Annotated in this window: 17 protein-coding genes; 9 read left to right on the top strand and 8 right to left on the bottom strand. The window is 64.1% G+C overall.

Annotated features, from left to right (window positions below):
- Positions 1 to 128 precede the first annotated feature (128 nt).
- The 5 genes from AC0L28_RS06985 (at position 129) to AC0L28_RS06965 (ending at position 3889) form a co-directional block, all read left to right on the top strand.
- Positions 129 to 278 (top strand): DUF3096 domain-containing protein, encoded by a 150-nt coding sequence (locus tag AC0L28_RS06985; RefSeq protein WP_473476392.1) that lies wholly within the window; start codon positions 129 to 131, stop codon positions 276 to 278.
- A gap of 199 nt (positions 279 to 477) precedes the next feature.
- Complete coding sequence (locus AC0L28_RS06980; protein WP_023796798.1) at positions 478 to 702, top strand: aa3-type cytochrome c oxidase subunit IV; 225 nt, start codon at positions 478 to 480, stop codon at positions 700 to 702.
- Between the two features lie 86 nt (positions 703 to 788).
- Positions 789 to 2060, top strand: a complete 1272-nt coding sequence (locus AC0L28_RS06975) for a Re/Si-specific NAD(P)(+) transhydrogenase subunit alpha (RefSeq protein WP_473476389.1) — start codon at positions 789 to 791, stop codon at positions 2058 to 2060.
- On the top strand, positions 2060 to 2485 hold the full coding sequence (locus AC0L28_RS06970; RefSeq protein ID WP_029347614.1) for an NAD(P) transhydrogenase subunit alpha part 2: 426 nt from the start codon (positions 2060 to 2062) through the stop codon (positions 2483 to 2485). The genes AC0L28_RS06975 and AC0L28_RS06970 overlap by 1 nt, the downstream gene beginning before the upstream one ends.
- A 6-nt stretch (positions 2486 to 2491) precedes the next feature.
- Entirely contained in the window at positions 2492 to 3889 is a 1398-nt protein-coding gene (locus AC0L28_RS06965) for an NAD(P)(+) transhydrogenase (Re/Si-specific) subunit beta (protein WP_473476387.1), read from the top strand.
- Between the two features lie 46 nt (positions 3890 to 3935).
- Here the strand turns inward: AC0L28_RS06965 and AC0L28_RS06960 are convergent, their stop codons facing one another.
- The 3 genes from AC0L28_RS06960 to AC0L28_RS06950 are packed head-to-tail and all read right to left on the bottom strand — an operon-like array spanning position 3936 to position 5268.
- A complete protein-coding gene (locus tag AC0L28_RS06960) occupies positions 3936 to 4355 on the bottom strand; it encodes a DUF1284 domain-containing protein (protein WP_473476385.1) in 420 nt (139 codons plus the stop codon).
- Positions 4352 to 4930 carry a biotin transporter BioY gene (locus AC0L28_RS06955; RefSeq protein WP_419695755.1) on the bottom strand — a complete coding sequence of 193 codons (579 nt, stop codon included), beginning with the start codon at positions 4928 to 4930 and terminating at the stop codon, positions 4352 to 4354. Before AC0L28_RS06955 ends, AC0L28_RS06960 begins: the two co-directional genes overlap by 4 nt.
- A 35-nt stretch (positions 4931 to 4965) precedes the next feature.
- Entirely contained in the window at positions 4966 to 5268 is a 303-nt protein-coding gene (locus AC0L28_RS06950) for a hypothetical protein (RefSeq protein ID WP_419695756.1), read from the bottom strand.
- A gap of 11 nt (positions 5269 to 5279) precedes the next feature.
- Here AC0L28_RS06950 and AC0L28_RS06945 point away from each other — a divergent pair, with 11 nt between their 5' ends.
- Complete coding sequence (locus AC0L28_RS06945) at positions 5280 to 5519, top strand: hypothetical protein (protein ID WP_473476383.1); 240 nt, start codon at positions 5280 to 5282, stop codon at positions 5517 to 5519.
- 162 nt (positions 5520 to 5681) lie between these two features.
- Entirely contained in the window at positions 5682 to 6803 is a 1122-nt protein-coding gene (locus AC0L28_RS06940; RefSeq protein WP_473476381.1) for a hypothetical protein, read from the top strand.
- 86 nt (positions 6804 to 6889) lie between these two features.
- Here AC0L28_RS06940 and AC0L28_RS06935 read toward each other — a convergent pair whose 3' ends face one another.
- Positions 6890 to 7807 carry a hypothetical protein gene (locus tag AC0L28_RS06935; RefSeq protein WP_473476378.1) on the bottom strand — a complete coding sequence of 306 codons (918 nt, stop codon included), beginning with the start codon at positions 7805 to 7807 and terminating at the stop codon, positions 6890 to 6892.
- A 245-nt stretch (positions 7808 to 8052) separates the two neighbouring features.
- Entirely contained in the window at positions 8053 to 10524 is a 2472-nt protein-coding gene (gyrB, locus tag AC0L28_RS06930) for a DNA topoisomerase (ATP-hydrolyzing) subunit B (RefSeq protein ID WP_091592734.1), read from the bottom strand.
- Between gyrB and AC0L28_RS06925 the strand changes: the two genes are divergently transcribed.
- Both AC0L28_RS06925 and AC0L28_RS06920 read left to right on the top strand, forming a co-directional pair.
- Entirely contained in the window at positions 10523 to 10777 is a 255-nt protein-coding gene (locus tag AC0L28_RS06925) for a hypothetical protein (RefSeq protein WP_128244511.1), read from the top strand. The two genes, gyrB and AC0L28_RS06925, sit on opposite strands and share 2 nt — an antisense overlap.
- Positions 10778 to 10871: 94 nt before the next feature.
- The gene (locus tag AC0L28_RS06920; RefSeq protein ID WP_473476374.1) at positions 10872 to 12242 is read left to right on the top strand and encodes a cytochrome P450; all 1371 of its coding nucleotides are present in this window, start codon (positions 10872 to 10874) and stop codon (positions 12240 to 12242) included.
- 144 nt (positions 12243 to 12386) lie between these two features.
- Here the strand turns inward: AC0L28_RS06920 and AC0L28_RS06915 are convergent, their stop codons facing one another.
- The 3 genes from AC0L28_RS06915 to AC0L28_RS06905 form a co-directional block, all read right to left on the bottom strand.
- Positions 12387 to 13361 (bottom strand): complex I NDUFA9 subunit family protein, encoded by a 975-nt coding sequence (locus tag AC0L28_RS06915; RefSeq protein WP_473476372.1) that lies wholly within the window; start codon positions 13359 to 13361, stop codon positions 12387 to 12389.
- A 117-nt stretch (positions 13362 to 13478) separates the two neighbouring features.
- Positions 13479 to 13931 (bottom strand): DoxX family protein, encoded by a 453-nt coding sequence (locus AC0L28_RS06910; protein ID WP_128172920.1) that lies wholly within the window; start codon positions 13929 to 13931, stop codon positions 13479 to 13481.
- Between the two features lie 219 nt (positions 13932 to 14150).
- On the bottom strand, positions 14151 to 15149 hold the full coding sequence (locus tag AC0L28_RS06905) for an Ldh family oxidoreductase (protein ID WP_128168368.1): 999 nt from the start codon (positions 15147 to 15149) through the stop codon (positions 14151 to 14153).
- Positions 15150 to 15207: the final 58 nt, after the last annotated feature.

Here is a 15207-nt window from a genome sequence, read left to right as displayed (position 1 = left end):
CAATTGGCAAATTTAGAGCGCGGCTGGAGCTTTCAGGCCGCTTCGGCGTTCTGGGAGGCGCGCCGGTGGTGCGCGGACGACGTCAATCTGGATCGCTTCGGCGGAAATTCTACCGAAAGGAACCCGACATGACCATTCCCACGCTCGCACTCACTCCGTTGATCTCGCTGATTGCCGGCGTGCTGATCCTGGCGATGCCGCGACTCCTCAACTACATCGTCGCGCTCTACCTGATCGTCGTCGGCCTGCTTGGGCTGTTTCCGCAACTCGCCGGCTGAAAATGTCGGCAGGCGCGGCGCGTTAGCCGGAAAGCAAGCGCGAGGCGGCAGCCGCGAGCGCCTCCGAAACGACATCCTGCATCTGGCGGCTCCAATTTTCTTTTGAGGCTGTTGTCTCCAGCGATGCGGCAATAGCGCCATTGCCCTCGGCCTGGCTTTTCGCTATGTGCCTGAAAGATGTCTTCGAAGGGGTATTCCTATGGCTGATCACTCGCCGACCGGTCCTGTCGAACTAGGCGCGAAGATGGACTATGCCGAGCACGACCGCACCTATGCCGGCTTTATCATGCTCGCCAAATACGGGTCGCTGTTTTGCGCCGCCGTGCTTCTGGCAATGGCTTTCGGTTTCTTTGCGGGCGGCTTCTTCTCGGGCTTTGTCCTGTTCGTTCTGATCCTCGCCGTCGGCGCTTTCATTCTCCGGTAAATTCTTCAAAACCCCCTTGCCCGCGACATCGCCGGAAGTTCGGTCGGCGTCTTGCGCAGACAGGTTCCAGCCGAAAGGATCATGCGGTGGGACAGACGGTTTTCATCCCTCGTGAGCTCGATGCGAACGAGCCGCGCGTTGCTGCCTCGCCCGACACGGTGAAGCGGCTGGCGGGGCTGGGGTTTGACGTCATCGTCGAAAGCGGCGCCGGCACGGCATCGCGCATTCCCGACGAGGAGTTCGCCAAGGCCGGCGCTGCGATCGGTAAGGCCGGCGATGTCGCCAAGGCTGATGTGGTGCTGAAGGTGCGCCGGCCTGATGAGGCGGAGCTGAAGGCCTATCGCCCGGGCAGTGCCGTCATCGCCATCATCGATCCCTATGGCAACGATGCTGCGGTCGATGCTCTGGCAAGGGCCGGCGTCACGGCCTTCTCGATGGAGTTCATGCCGCGCATCACGCGCGCCCAATCGATGGATGTCCTGTCCAGCCAGGCCAACCTCGCCGGCTATCAGGCGGTGATCGACGCGGCTGCCGAATATGACCGGGCGCTGCCGATGATGATGACGGCGGCGGGCACGGTGCCGGCGGCGAAAGCTTTCGTCATGGGCGTCGGCGTCGCCGGCCTGCAGGCGATCGCTACTGCGCGTCGTCTCGGTGCCGTGGTCACCGCCACAGACGTGCGTCCCGCCGCCAAGGAACAGGTCGCCTCGCTCGGCGCAAAGTTCCTGGCAGTCGAGGATGAGGAGTTCAAGGCGGCCGAGACGGCTGGCGGCTACGCCAAGGAAATGTCTAGGGAATACCAGGCCAAGCAAGCCGCGCTGACTGCCGAGCACATCGCCAAGCAGGACATCGTCATCACCACGGCGCTGATTCCCGGCCGTCCGGCGCCGAAGCTCGTTTCGGCCGCGATGGTCGCCTCGATGAAGCCGGGCTCGGTGATCGTCGACCTGGCGGTCGAGCGCGGCGGCAACGTCGAGGGCGCCGTGCCCGGGCAGGTGGTGACCACGGTCAACGGCGTGAAAATCGTCGGCCATATCAACGTGCCGGGCCGCGTCGCTGCCTCCGCCTCGCTGCTCTATGCCAGGAACCTGTTTGCGTTCCTCGAGACGCTGGTCGACAAGACCACCAAGACGCTTGCCATCAACCGCGACGACGAATTGGCCAAGGCGACGATGCTGACCGATGGCGGCCAGGTCGTGCATCCGGCCTTCGCCGGCAAGCCGGCGGTGATGATCGCCTCGGCCGAGCCTGCGAAGCCCGCCGCTGCAAAAAATCCAGCCCTGCCAAAGAAAGCTGCCGCATCCAGGAAAGCTGCCGCACCCAAATCGCCCGCTAATAAGTCGAAAGGGATCGCGTGATGGACCAGACCTTGCAGAAAGCCCTCGACCAGCTCGACCAGGCTACCGCCGCCGTCCGGCTCGCTGTGCAGGATCTGGCCACAGCTCCAGGCGGCACCGATGCGGCGGGCGACGCCGCGCACGCGCTGTCCGGCGGGGCAATCGATCCGTTCGTCTTCCGCTTCGCCATTTTCGTGCTGGCGATCTTTGTCGGCTATTACGTCGTCTGGTCGGTGACGCCGGCGCTGCACACGCCGCTGATGGCCGTCACCAACGCCATTTCCTCGGTCATCGTCGTCGGCGCGCTGCTTGCCGTCGGCATCTCGGCGTCCGGCATCGCCACCGGCTTCGGTTTCGTCGCGCTGATGCTGGTCTCGGTCAACATCTTCGGCGGCTTTCTCGTCACCCAGCGCATGCTGGCGATGTACAAGAAGAAGGACAAGTAGAGCGCCATGAACGCCAACTTCGCCTCCTTCCTCTATCTGGTCTCCGGCATCCTGTTCATCCTGGCATTGCGCGGCCTGTCGCACCCGACCACGAGCCGCCAGGGCAACATGTACGGCATGATCGGCATGGGCATCGCCATTGCCACCACGCTGGCGCTGGCGACCCCTTCGGCGGGAGGCTTCGGCCTCATCGTGCTCGGCCTTTTGATCGGCGGCTCGGTCGGCGCGGTCACCGCACGGCGCATCGCCATGACCTCGATGCCGCAGCTGGTCGCCGCCTTCCATTCGCTGGTTGGCCTTGCCGCCGTCATGGTGGCGGCTGCCGCCGTCTATGCGCCGGAAAGTTTTGACATCGGCACGGTCGCCGACATCCACGCCCAGGCGCTGATCGAGATGAGCCTCGGCGTCGCCATCGGCGCCATCACCTTCACCGGCTCGGTCATCGCCTTCCTCAAGCTCGACGGCCGCATGTCGGGCAAGCCGATCATGATCGGCGGCCGTCATTCCATCAACGCCGCCCTCGGCATCGGACTGATCGTGCTGATCGTGCTGCTCGTCACCACCGAGTCCAAGCTGGTGTTCTGGCTGATCGTGGCGGCATCGCTTGTCCTTGGCGTCCTTCTCATCATCCCGATCGGCGGCGCCGACATGCCGGTGGTCGTCTCGATGCTGAATTCCTATTCGGGCTGGGCGGCTGCGGCACTCGGCTTCACGCTCGGCAATCTGGCTCTGATCATCACCGGCGCGCTGGTCGGCTCGTCCGGAGCGATCCTGTCCTACATCATGTGCAAGGGCATGAACCGGTCGTTCATCTCGGTCATCCTCGGCGGCTTCGGCGGCGAGACGTCCGCCACTGCCGACGACGGCATCGAGCGCACGGTCAAGCAGGGTTCGGCCGACGATGCCGCCTATCTGATGATGAACGCGCAGAAGGTCGTCATCGTGCCTGGTTACGGCATGGCGGTCGCCCAGGCGCAGCACGCGCTGCGCGAGATGGCCGACAAGCTCAAGGCCAATGGCGTCGACGTGAAATACGCCATTCATCCGGTCGCCGGCCGCATGCCCGGCCACATGAACGTGCTCCTGGCCGAAGCCAACGTGCCTTACGACGAAGTGTTTGAGCTCGAGGACATCAACTCCGAATTCGCGCAGGCCGACGTCGCCTATGTCATCGGCGCCAACGACGTCACCAACCCGTCCGCCCGCGACGACAAGTCGTCGCCGATCTACGGCATGCCGATCCTCGATGTCGACAAGGCTCGCACCTGTCTGTTCGTCAAGCGCTCGCTCGGCTCCGGCTATGCCGGCATTGACAACACGCTGTTCTACAAGGACGGCACCATGATGCTGCTCGGCGACGCCAAGAAGATGACCGAAGAGATCGTCAAGGCCATGGATCACTGATCCGGGTTGGCGACCCCGACAATCGTCCCACTGCGAGCGTTGCCTTTCACCGGAGTGCCACCGTTCCATAGTCTGAAGCGGCGATTGAACTGCAAAGGTCAAACCACTCGCACCCGCCGCAAGCACCCCGGGTGCGGCCCGAAGAGAACGCATCGCGCATACTTCGCAGAAGCGAGGGATGGAGCTGAAGTTCCATGTCCTCGGCAATCGAGTACCCCAGAAGCGTACCAACACTGGCCGCCGCCTGACGGTCGCGCTCCGTCACGCTGTCGCGAAGGCAGTGCGGCTCCGCCTCACCGAGCAGGGGCGCGCAAATATTGTCAGGCCCGGAGACGATCAGGATGTGTTCGCCTGCGGAGAGCCGAGCCGCGATCGCGTCGAAATTGGCGACGAACGCAGCGCTGTAACCCTTGCCTGCGTAAGTCAGCAGGCAAAGGAGATGGTGCGGCCGCAGCCGGACGGTCATTTTTGCGCGCGGGTCATGAGCTTGAGCGTCACCGCGGCCAATGCCGACTTGAGCGCCCCGCCGATCAGGAACGGCGCGACGCCGTGGACAATTGCCTGTTCGATGCCAATGGCGACGGAAAGCCATGCCGCGCCCAGCACGAGGCAAAGCGCGTTGCCCAGGAGCATAGAGACGAACGCCAGCCAGGGGCGGTTGCCGTTCCAGCCGCGCTCCGCCAGCCATCCCGTGAGCGCGCCGACCACGGGGAAGGCAAAGAGGTATCCGGCGGTCGGGCCGACAAAGTGACGCGCACCGGCAGCGCCCCCAGATAGAACCGGCAACCCGATCGCGCCTTCGACCAACCATGCAACGATCGTGGCCGCGCCGAGTCTCCAGCCATAGACCGCGCCGATCAGGGTGACCGCAAAGGTCTGCATGGTCACGGGCACCGGAACCATAGGCACTTCGATGTAAGACGCCAGCGCCAGAAATACGGTTCCCAGGACGACCGCCCCGATCTGCCAGGACAGCGACCAGTCGCGGATGCGCGGCGCGCTTGAAGCCGCGTGGCTGGCGGAGGTGGGGTTATGAGGCATATGTGTTCTCTTTCGTACTGGCTGTGAAGCAGGCGCTATGCCTGACTTGCGGGATTGAACGACGTGCTGCCCGGGAGGACGGAGTAGCGGATCAGGCGGCTGTCGGCAACGGCGGCTTGCCGATGCTTCATGGCGGCGCGACAAACGGCACCGGAAGTCACAGTCCTAAGTTTCGCGACAAAATCGTCAGCGTTGAACTCTTCAACAAATTCCTGTCGCAAAACCCTCCCGCAAAAAGTCGGCGATTTGCGACAGATATCTGCGACGCTTTTTGCACTTGCTTCGGATTCAGCACTACGATGGGCAAGTTCTGTTCCGATGGACAGATTTGTCACCAACGGAGGCACCGGTGTCTGGCCCCCAGCCTGTCGCTTCGCCGACCAAGTCCGGCTCGCCCGCGAAGGCCAGCCTGCCGGCCCCCGGAAAGGCGCCGCGCAAGCTCAGCCAGGCCGTGGTCGTCGTGCATGGCATGGGCGAACAGCGACCGATGGGCACGCTGAGGGGATTTGTTCAGGCTGTTTGGAGCCATGATCCCGCCCGCGCGCCGTTTTATGCCCAAGTCGCCGATCCGGGCGGTCCCGCCGGCTAGAAGATCAACCGGAGCTGGATCACGCCCGACAGCCGGACGAATTCGCACGAGCTTCGCCGGATCACCACCCCTTACGATGTCGATGGCCGCCGCACTGATTTCTACGAGCTTTACTGGGCCGACATCACGCAAGGCACGACGCGGGGCCGGCTTGCGGCATGGGTGACAAATCTGCTCTGGCGCAAGCCCGCCGACATTCCGCGCGACGCCCGCGGGCTCTATGTCGTTACGCTTCTGGCAGTCATAACAGTCTTGGTCGCGGCGTTCGTGCTCGCGACGTCGGCCTTGCAAGGGCATATTTCCTGGACCACGGGCATGCTCGTCACGGTCCTGGCCTCGTTGGTCGTCTGGTCGGTGGACCGGTTCGGTCTTCCTTATTTCGGTGATGTGGCCGCCTATGTGCGGGCTGAAGCGGCAACGGTCGAGAAGCGCGCGCTTGTCCGCGACCGTGGCCTGACGCTGTTGAGGCGCCTCATGACGGACGATGGCTACGACCGCATCGTGCTGGTCTCGCACAGCCTGGGATCGATTATCGCCTACGATCTGCTGCAGATATTGTGGGCCGATTTCAGGCCCCGAAAGCTGGAAGCCCTCCGCGACAAGTCGAGACTGAAAGCGATCCGCGCCGTCGACAAGGCTACGCTCAAGTCAGATGGTTCTGCGTGGCCCGAAAATTTGGTTGATTTTGCCGGATTCCGGCGCGCCCAATGGGAGCTCTACCGCCACCTCCGCGCCGGCGACGCCGATCATCCATTGCCTTGGAAGATCAGCGATTTCGTCACGCTCGGCAGTCCGCTGACCCACAGCGAATTTCTGGTGACCTACAATCTCGCCGAATTCAGACGCGGCATCGCTGAGCGGCTGTTCTCGGCATGTCCGCCGATCGCCGAGACGGTGGCCGGTGGAACCGTCCTCTATCAGGAAGGGCGCAGCCGTTCGGGCAAGCCGCAGCGGGCGGTGCATCACGGTGCGGTGTTTGCCGCGACGCGCTGGACCAACATCTTCGACAGGGGTAATGGCTGGCTGACGGGGGACCCGATCTCCGGACCGATGGCGGAAAATTTCGGCCCCGGCGTGGAGAACATTCAGGTCGAGCTGCGCAGTTCGCTTGGCCGCATCTTCACCCACAGGCTCTACTGGTCGCTGAAGGCGACCGGCGCCGAGGTCGCGGCAGCCGCCAGCACGCCGCCGCGCTCGCATATCGGCGTGCTGCGTGACGCCGTCGATCTCGGCCGCAAACTGGAGCCAAGCCAGGCGGCGCCGACGACTTCTGCCGGAAGATAGGACCCGCTCGTTTGGCCGTTCCAGCGCGCAGACCATGGCGATGACGTCGTCAAGGCCCGGCGTCGATGGAACCCCTCAAGCACCGATCAACGGTCGGTCAGGAAGACCGCCTCCTCGTCGTCGCGCTGCCTGCCCCCAAGTGCTGCCGCGGCGCTTGCGATGAAAGCGCCGACGACCAGGGACAGAGCGCCAAGCAGCGCGAAGGTGGCACCGGCTTTCCTGGCGGTATCGGCAGCCTGCTGGGCCTGGACCTTCGCCTCTTCGACCCTGGCAAGCACGGCATCGACACGGGCCCTGGCATCGGGTTCCGACAGCCCGGTGCGGGCGGCTACCAACTGCGACAGATAGGTCTTGTCGTCGGGTGACACTTCGCCTGCTGCTGCGCTCGCGATCAAAATGCGCGAGGCCTGCGCCGTCGCCGCCGCATCGCTCTCCGGGTTGGCGGCAGCAAGCCTGGCCGCATCGGCCGGGCGGAACAACGCATCGACGAGGTACGACGTTGCGTTGTCGGTCGCGGCGTCTCCGGCGTTTGCAGTAGCACCTGCCGAAGCGCCCATTGCCGCGCCCGACGCGACTGTCGAAGCGGCGTGGACGCCGGTTCCGACGGCTGCGGAGAGCGCCGAGCCGAGCACACCGGCGACGAGCAACGTTGCAAGCGCCCAGGCGAGGAAGCCGTGTGCGGTATCGCGGAAAAAGACCTCATCGGTGTGGACGCCGACCCATTTGGTGCGTAGGCGCCCGGCAAGATAACCGCCTACGGCCGACGACAGCCACTGCACGATGATCAGCCACGCAGCCGTGGAGGCCGCAAAAGTTGTGACTGAGGTGCTCAAGCCGGACCACGGCGAAACCATCGTCAGCCCGAGCCCGGAGCCGAGCAGCATCAGGATCAATGTTAGCGTCGAGGCAGCAAAGGCGCCGGCCACGATTGGCCCCCAGCTGACAGCGGTAGAAGAGGGTTCCGTCGGTGCGGAAACGTCGACAGCCGTTAGGGTTGACCGCATGTCAGCCCCCTAACGTGCGAAAAGCATGATGAGAATAATAATCGGAATCGGGACTCCGAGAAGCCAGAGCAAAATGCCACGTCCCATGAGTGCCTCCTGCGGCGATTGTGATCGATTACAATGCCTTGGATGCTCTTCCGTTCCGACCGGCCCTCATGATCCTTTGTTGCGACGCAGCAGGGATCGTTGGTGGGCCTGGGCCTACCAATACCTTAAGTGTCCGAAGCTGAGCAGCTGCTTGGGCTTTAAATATCCAGGTTGGCGACCGACAGCGCGTTTTCTTGGATGAACTCGCGCCTGGGCTCGACTTCGTCGCCCATCAGCCGCGAGAACAGACTGTCCGCATCGGTGGCGTCATTGACCTTGACTTGTAAAAGCGAGCGCACATTCGGGTCGAGCGTGGTCTCCCAGAGCTGCTCGGCGTTCATTTCGCCGAGGCCCTTGTAGCGCTGCATGGTCAGGCCCTTGCGGCCGGTGGCAAACACGGCATTGAGCAGCGCCAGCGGTCCCGAGATGGTTTCGGATACATCCTTGCGGCGCAGCACCGGCGGCTCGCCATAGACTTCTGCGAGGCGCGGCGCATAGCGGTCGAGTTGGCGGGCGTCGGCCGAATTGATCAGCGCCAGATCGAGATGCGCGAACTCCTTGACGCTGCGCACAGTGCGCTCGAACACGTAGCCGCCGACCCCTTCGTTTGAGGTCGACATGCGGCCGGTCCAGCCGCGTTCGGTGTCCTCGGCGATGATGTCGAGGCGCCGGGCGACACGCTCGGCCATAGCGTTGGCCCGGCCGAGATCGACGAAGACGTCCGGATTGAGCGCGCCGGCGATCGCCGCCTGCTCGACTACGCCTCTGTTATACCGGGTGTGCAGCCCGTTGATGAGCTGGCGCACCGCCAGCGCATCGTCGATGGCGCTGCGCAGGTCCTGCCCGGCCCGCACCTCGCCGGTGCTGAGCGCAAGCGACGCCTCTTCCAGCCCTGAGCCGATCAGGAATTCCTCGAAGGCGCTTTCGTCCTTGATGTATTGCGAGCTCTTGCCGCGCGTCACCTTGTAGAGCGGCGGCTGGGCGATGTAGAGATGCCCGCGCTCGATCAGCTCCGGCATCTGTCGGAAGAAGAAGGTCAGCAGCAAGGTGCGGATGTGGGCGCCGTCGACGTCGGCGTCGGTCATCAGGATGATCTTGTGGTAGCGCAATTTGTCTGCGTTGAACTCGTCCTTGCCGATCGAGGTGCCGAGCGCGGTGATCAGCGTGCCGATCATGTCGGAGCCGAGCATACGGTCGAACCGGGCCCGCTCGACGTTGAGGATCTTGCCGCGCAGCGGAAGAATGGCCTGGTTCTGGCGCGAACGGCCGCCCTTGGCCGAGCCGCCGGCGCTGTCGCCCTCGACGATGAAGATTTCCGACTTCGCCGGGTCGCGTTCCTGGCAGTCGGCCAGCTTGCCGGGCAGCGAAGTGACGCCGAGCGAGCTCTTGCGGGTGATGTCGCGCGCCTTGCGCGCGGCTTCGCGCGCCGCTGCCGCCTGGATGACCTTTTCGATGACCACCTTGCCCTCTGTCGGGTGCTCTTCGAGCCAGGTGCCGAGCGCCTCGTTGACGAGCCCTTCCACCACCGGGCGGACTTCGGACGAGACCAGCTTGTCCTTGGTCTGCGAGGAGAACTTCGGGTCGGGAACCTTGACCGACAGCACGGCCGTCAGCCCTTCGCGGCAATCGTCGCCGATCAGCGCCACCTTCTCCTTTTTGGTGAGGCCGGTGGATTCGCCATAGCCGGTAATCTGGCGCGTCAGCGCGCCGCGGAAACCGGCAAGATGCGTGCCGCCGTCGCGCTGCGGAATGTTGTTGGTGAAGGCCAGCACGTTCTCGTGGTAGCTGTCGTTCCACCACATGGCGACTTCGACGGTGATACCGTCGCGCTCGGCCTTGATCGCAATCGGCTTGTCGATCAGCGGCTTCTTGACGCGGTCGAGATATCTGACGAACTCCTCGAGCCCGCCATCATAGTGCAGCTCATGGCGCACGACGTCGGCATGGCGGGCATCGGTCAAAATGATGCGCACGCCGGAATTCAGGAAGGCGAGTTCGCGCAGCCGGTGCTCCAGCGTGCCGAAGTCGAACTCGACCATGGTGAAGGTCTCGGTCGACGGAAAGAAGGTGATCTCGCTGCCGCTGCGCCCCTCATAGGTGCCGGCAACCTTGCGCTGCTCATAGCTGCCGGTGACCCTCAGCGGTCCGTCGGCATTGCCATGCGAGAAGCTCATCTCGTAGATCTGGCCGTTGCGGCGGATTTTCAGCTTCAGCCAGGCCGACAGCGCGTTGACGACCGAGACGCCGACGCCGTGGAGGCCACCGGACACCTTGTAGGAGTTCTGGTCGAACTTGCCGCCGGCATGCAGCTGCGTCATGATCACTTCGGCCGCCGAAATGCCTTCGCCGGTGTGGATATCGGTCGGAATGCCGCGGCCATTGTCGATGACCGTCACCGAACCGTCGGGATTGAGCGTCACCGTGACCAGGTCGGCATGGCCGGCCAGCGCCTCGTCGATGGCGTTGTCGACGACCTCATAGACCATGTGATGCAGGCCCGAGCCGTCGTCGGTATCGCCGATATACATGCCGGGCCGCTTGCGGACGGCATCCAAGCCCTTCAAAACCTTGATGGAATCGGCGCCGTACTCGGCCTCAGCGCCGTTGGCGTTGTCGATCTGATCGCTCATGAAAACCTGTCTGATTGATGCCGCACATCCAGCGCAAAAAATCGGCTCCGAATCGCGCGTCCTTGATGGCCCAGATATAGGTGCAAAAGGCGGTTTTTCCAAGGTTTGCAAGCATTTCCGAATGGAAGAAGAGCACGCCTGGCGGGCCACGGCATCGGACCCAAAAAGTGGAACCGGTTTTGGGAACAGAGCGGCCGCACAAGAGCGGGCCGACCTGTTCCCGACGATCATCTACTCTCCGGTGCCCTGGTGACATTTCCGGAGAGCGGGCGCTTCGCCCTTGCCGTTCAGCGACATGGACGCTTGGCTTGCCAGCCACTACATTGAGTTCACCAGCGGAGCACGCCATGGACAGTCAGCCCGCCCCCTTTGTCCCGCCGGCGCCGAAGCCGCGCACGTCGCCGCCTTCGACGCTGGAGATGATCCGCATCGTCTATCGCAATCCGCTCGAACTGTGGGGCGAGCCGACCTACAACCAGCCCTGGATTTCGGTGACCGGCATCGGCGGGCCGCTGGTCATCGCCAACGATCCCGGCCTCATTCGCCACGTGCTGGTCGACAATGCCAAAAACTACAAGATGGCGACGGTGCGCCAGTTGATCCTGCGGCCGATCCTGCGCGACGGCCTGCTGACCGCCGAGGGTGAGGTCTGGAGGCGTTCACGCAAGGCGATGGCGCCGGTGTTCACGCCGCGCCACATATTCGGTTTTGCCGAGCCGATGCTGAGGCGTACGCGGGAGTTCGTCACCCGCTACGAGGGCGGCGGCACGTCGGACATCGCGCACGACATGACGCTGCTTACCTTTGACATCCTGGCCGAGACACTGTTTTCCGGTGAGATATCGGGTGAGCCGGGCAGCTTCGCCAAGGAGATCGACCGGCTGTTCGAAACCATGGGCCGCGTCGATCCGCTCGACCTGTTGCGGGCGCCAGACTGGCTGCCGCGCCTGACCCGCATCCGCGGCCGCAAAACCATGGCCTACTTCCGCAAGATCGTCACCGACACCGTCAAGATGCGCGAAGAGCGGGTCAAGCACGATCCGGACAAGGTGCCGCAGGATTTCCTCACGCTTTTGCTCAAGGCGGAGGGACCGGACGGGCTGACGCGCGCCGAGGTCGAGGACAACATCATCACCTTCATCGGCGCCGGTCACGAGACGACGGCGCGTGCGCTCGGCTGGACGCTCTATTGCCTGGCCGAAGCACCTTGGGAGCGCGAAAAGGTCGAGCGCGAGATCGACGCCGTGCTGGCGCGCGAGCCCGACCCGACAAAGTGGCTCGACGCCATGCCGTTCACCCGCGCCGCCTTCGACGAGGCGCTCAGGCTCTATCCGCCGGCGCCGTCGATCAACCGCGAGCCGATCGAGCCCGAAACCTGGAACGGCCTCTACATACCGAGGCGTGCCGCGGTGCTGGTCATGCCCTGGGTCGTCCACCGCCATCGCAAGTTGTGGGACAGGCCCGACGCCTTCATGCCCGAACGTTTCCATCCGGGAAATCGCGAGAAGATCGACCGTTTTCAGTATTTGCCGTTCGGCGCCGGTCCTCGCGTCTGCATCGGCGCCAGCTTTGCCATGCAGGAGGCGATCATCGCTCTGGCGATCATGCTGTCGCGCTTCCGCTTCGATACCACCGCCGAGACCAAACCGTGGCCGGTGCAGAAACTGACGACGCAACCACAGGGCGGCTTGCCGATGCAGGTCACGCGGCGGCTTTAATGCATGTCGCGCAAAAGCATGCCCTCGGGCCTGACCCGAGGGTGTGCAGCGGTTTTGCGATAACGACATGCATGAGACAACAACCTAAAGCGCGTCGCATGAGGCCGGTCAAACGCGACGCGCTTTAGCGAGCCGCCTGATTGGCTATTCCGCCGTCTTGCGCTGGAACTGGCCGGCGGGCCGGTAGCGCCAGAGATAGCTCGGAAGGATGCTGCCGATCGACTGTGGCTGGATATCGAGACCGGCGAGCGTCCGGTTTTCCCTGATGGCCGCTTCCGAGACGATGTTGTCCCCGCGCAACTGCAGGACCTGATCCTTGGTCAGCAGCGGATTGGGCAAAAGCCCGAGGATCGAAGCCTGCATGTTCGCCACCCACCACGGCACCGACACCAGGAGCCGCTTGCGGTCGATCATGGCGAGCATTTCCTGCATGCATTGCTTGAAGGTGAGCACCTGAGGTCCGCCAAGCTCGTAGATCCGGCCACCCTGGACTTTGCCGTCGACCGAGCGCGCCACCGCTTCGGCGACATCGCCGACATAGACCGGCTGGAATTTGGTCCGCCCGCCGCCGATCAGTGGCAGGACCGGCGAATAGCGCGCCATGCTGGCGAAGCGGTTGAAGAAACTGTCCTCCGGGCCGAAATTGATCGAGGGCCGCAAGATGACCGCATCCTCGATCGTTTCCAGGACCGCTTTTTCACCGAGCGCCTTGGTGCGCGCATACTCGGATTGCGCGTTCAGATCGGTGCCCAGCGCCGAGATATGGGTGAGCCCGGCGCCGATGGCGCGCGCCGCTTCGGCGACCGCGTGGGCGCCGAACTCGTGGACGGGCGTGAACTTCTGCCGGCCGCTCTCATGCAGGATGGCTACCAAATTGACGACATGGTCGGCGCCCTGCACGGCGCGGTCGACCGACCAGCGCACGCGAATATTGGCCTGCACCGGCTGGATCTGGCCGACATTGCCGAGCGGCTGCAGATGGCCGGCGAGATCGGGCCGGCGGCAGGCGACCCTGATGCGATAGCCACGCCGGGCCAGCGCCCGCACCACATGGCGGCCGACAAAGCCGGAGCCGCCGAACACGACGACGAGCTTTGGGGTCTGCAGGATTTCGGTCATGGCTGGCTCCGGCGCGCTTTCCAGATCTACTGGGCTTGGCTGAAGCCGTTCATAATCCGTTTCGCGCCGAAGGCAAAGGGCGATCCTTTGTCGCCGTTTGCCGCAGTGTCGGCTGGTTCAGAACGCCTTGCCGATGCGCGCGTCGACCGATTGGCGGTTGCCGCCGCGGATGACGAAGAAGAACAGTATGGCCGCCCACAGCAGCGATTTTTCGGCACCCGAAAAGCCCTCGCCCAGGGTGACCCAGTGGAACCAGACGGTGACCAGGAGCACGAACATTCCGGCGAAGGCGGCCGGGCGGGTCAAGAGACCGATGGCGATGAAGATGCCGCCGAAGAACTCGGTGCAGGCCAGCAGCACCGACCAGAACGCGCCAGGATAGAAGCCGAGGCCTTCGACCATCTCGGCGGCGCCGAGCGGGTCGATGATCTTGCCAGAGCCATGAATGGTGAGGAAGATGCCGGCCACGGCGCGCAGGATGGTTTCAGAGGTAGTGTTCAGCGCCGCATAGAGGCTGCCAAGGGCCGGAACGACAAGATTGGTGCTGGGATTGTGGGTGCTTGCGGCCATTGGGGTTCCTCTCCTGCTGCTCCGCGCAAACAGCCGCCACCCCAGCCAAAGTCAAATGAACAAAAGTTGACCGGGAAATGCATGTTACTGGTCGGGAAAGCGCGGAAAACCCAGCCGACGCGAGGGTTTCCGGCTGTTTCCGAAACGTGGTTCGACGAGGCAGCCTGGGCGTAACGGCAAGTACGCCCGCTGTCGACGATCCGAAAGGTGTGGCCGTCTTCAGGAAGAATACCGGGCGGCGAATTCGGAGATGCGCTGCACCACGGCTTTCGGAGCCGTTATGCCCCGTGCCGCTGCCTTCTCCGCCGCTTCGGCCCGGGCACGGCCGGGGACATGCACGCCGTAGCGGCGGCGCAACCGGTCGAGTTGATCTTTCATGCGCTTCTCGAAATTTGGATCGAGCAGCTTGGGCTCGACGGCCAGCACGAAGAGCCCGGTTCCGGGACTGTCCGGCCCGTCGGTGAACCATGGCGCATCGAGTGACCAGTTGGCGCCCGACAGGCCCGCCGCCAGCACTTCGACCATCAGCGCGATGTTGGCGCCACGCTGGCCGCCGAATGCAAGCATCGCGCCTTTCATGGCGGCGGCCGGATCGGTGGTCGGGTTGCCGCTCGCGTCCAAGGCCCAGCCTTCTGGAATTCTCTTGCCGTCCTCTGCCGCCCTGCGGATGTTGACAAAGGCGGTGGCGCTCGACGACTGGTCGATCACCAGCGGCGCTCCGTCGGCGGGCGCGGCGAAGGACATCGGGTTGGTGCAGTAGACAGGCTTGACCGAGCCGGAGCCGGCAAGCACGGCCGGTCCGTTGGTCGCGGCGAAGGACACCAGTCCCTGCGCGGCTAGCCGCCCGGTGAAATAGCCGAGCGCGCCGCATGTATAGGCGTTCTTCTGCGAAAAGATGGCAACGCCGAACAGGCGCGCCGCCTTGGCGAGATCGTCGATGGTGCGGTCGAAGCCGGTATGCGCCAGACCGCCGCGCGCGTCGGAGAGATAGATCGCCAAAGCCGGCCTGGTGATGACCGGCTCGGCCTTGCCATCGATGCGGCCGGCCTCCAGCGCTTCGAGATAGTCGATGAAATGCGACAGTCCGACCGTCGACAGACCTTCTGCCTCGGCCGCCACCACGGAGGCTGCAAGCGACTGCGCCGCTTCCTCATTGGCGCCGGCGCCGAGCGCCGCCATCCGGCACAGCCCTGTCGCCTGGTCGAGACTGAGTTGCATCTTTAGCTGCCCTGAAGCTCTAGCGAGTAGCGAATAGGGAGTATAGGAAATCAGCGAA

The organism is Mesorhizobium sp. WSM4847, assembly GCF_055811335.1.
Note: the sequence above shows the minus strand (reverse complement) of the source record. Positions and strands in the feature narration are given on the sequence as shown.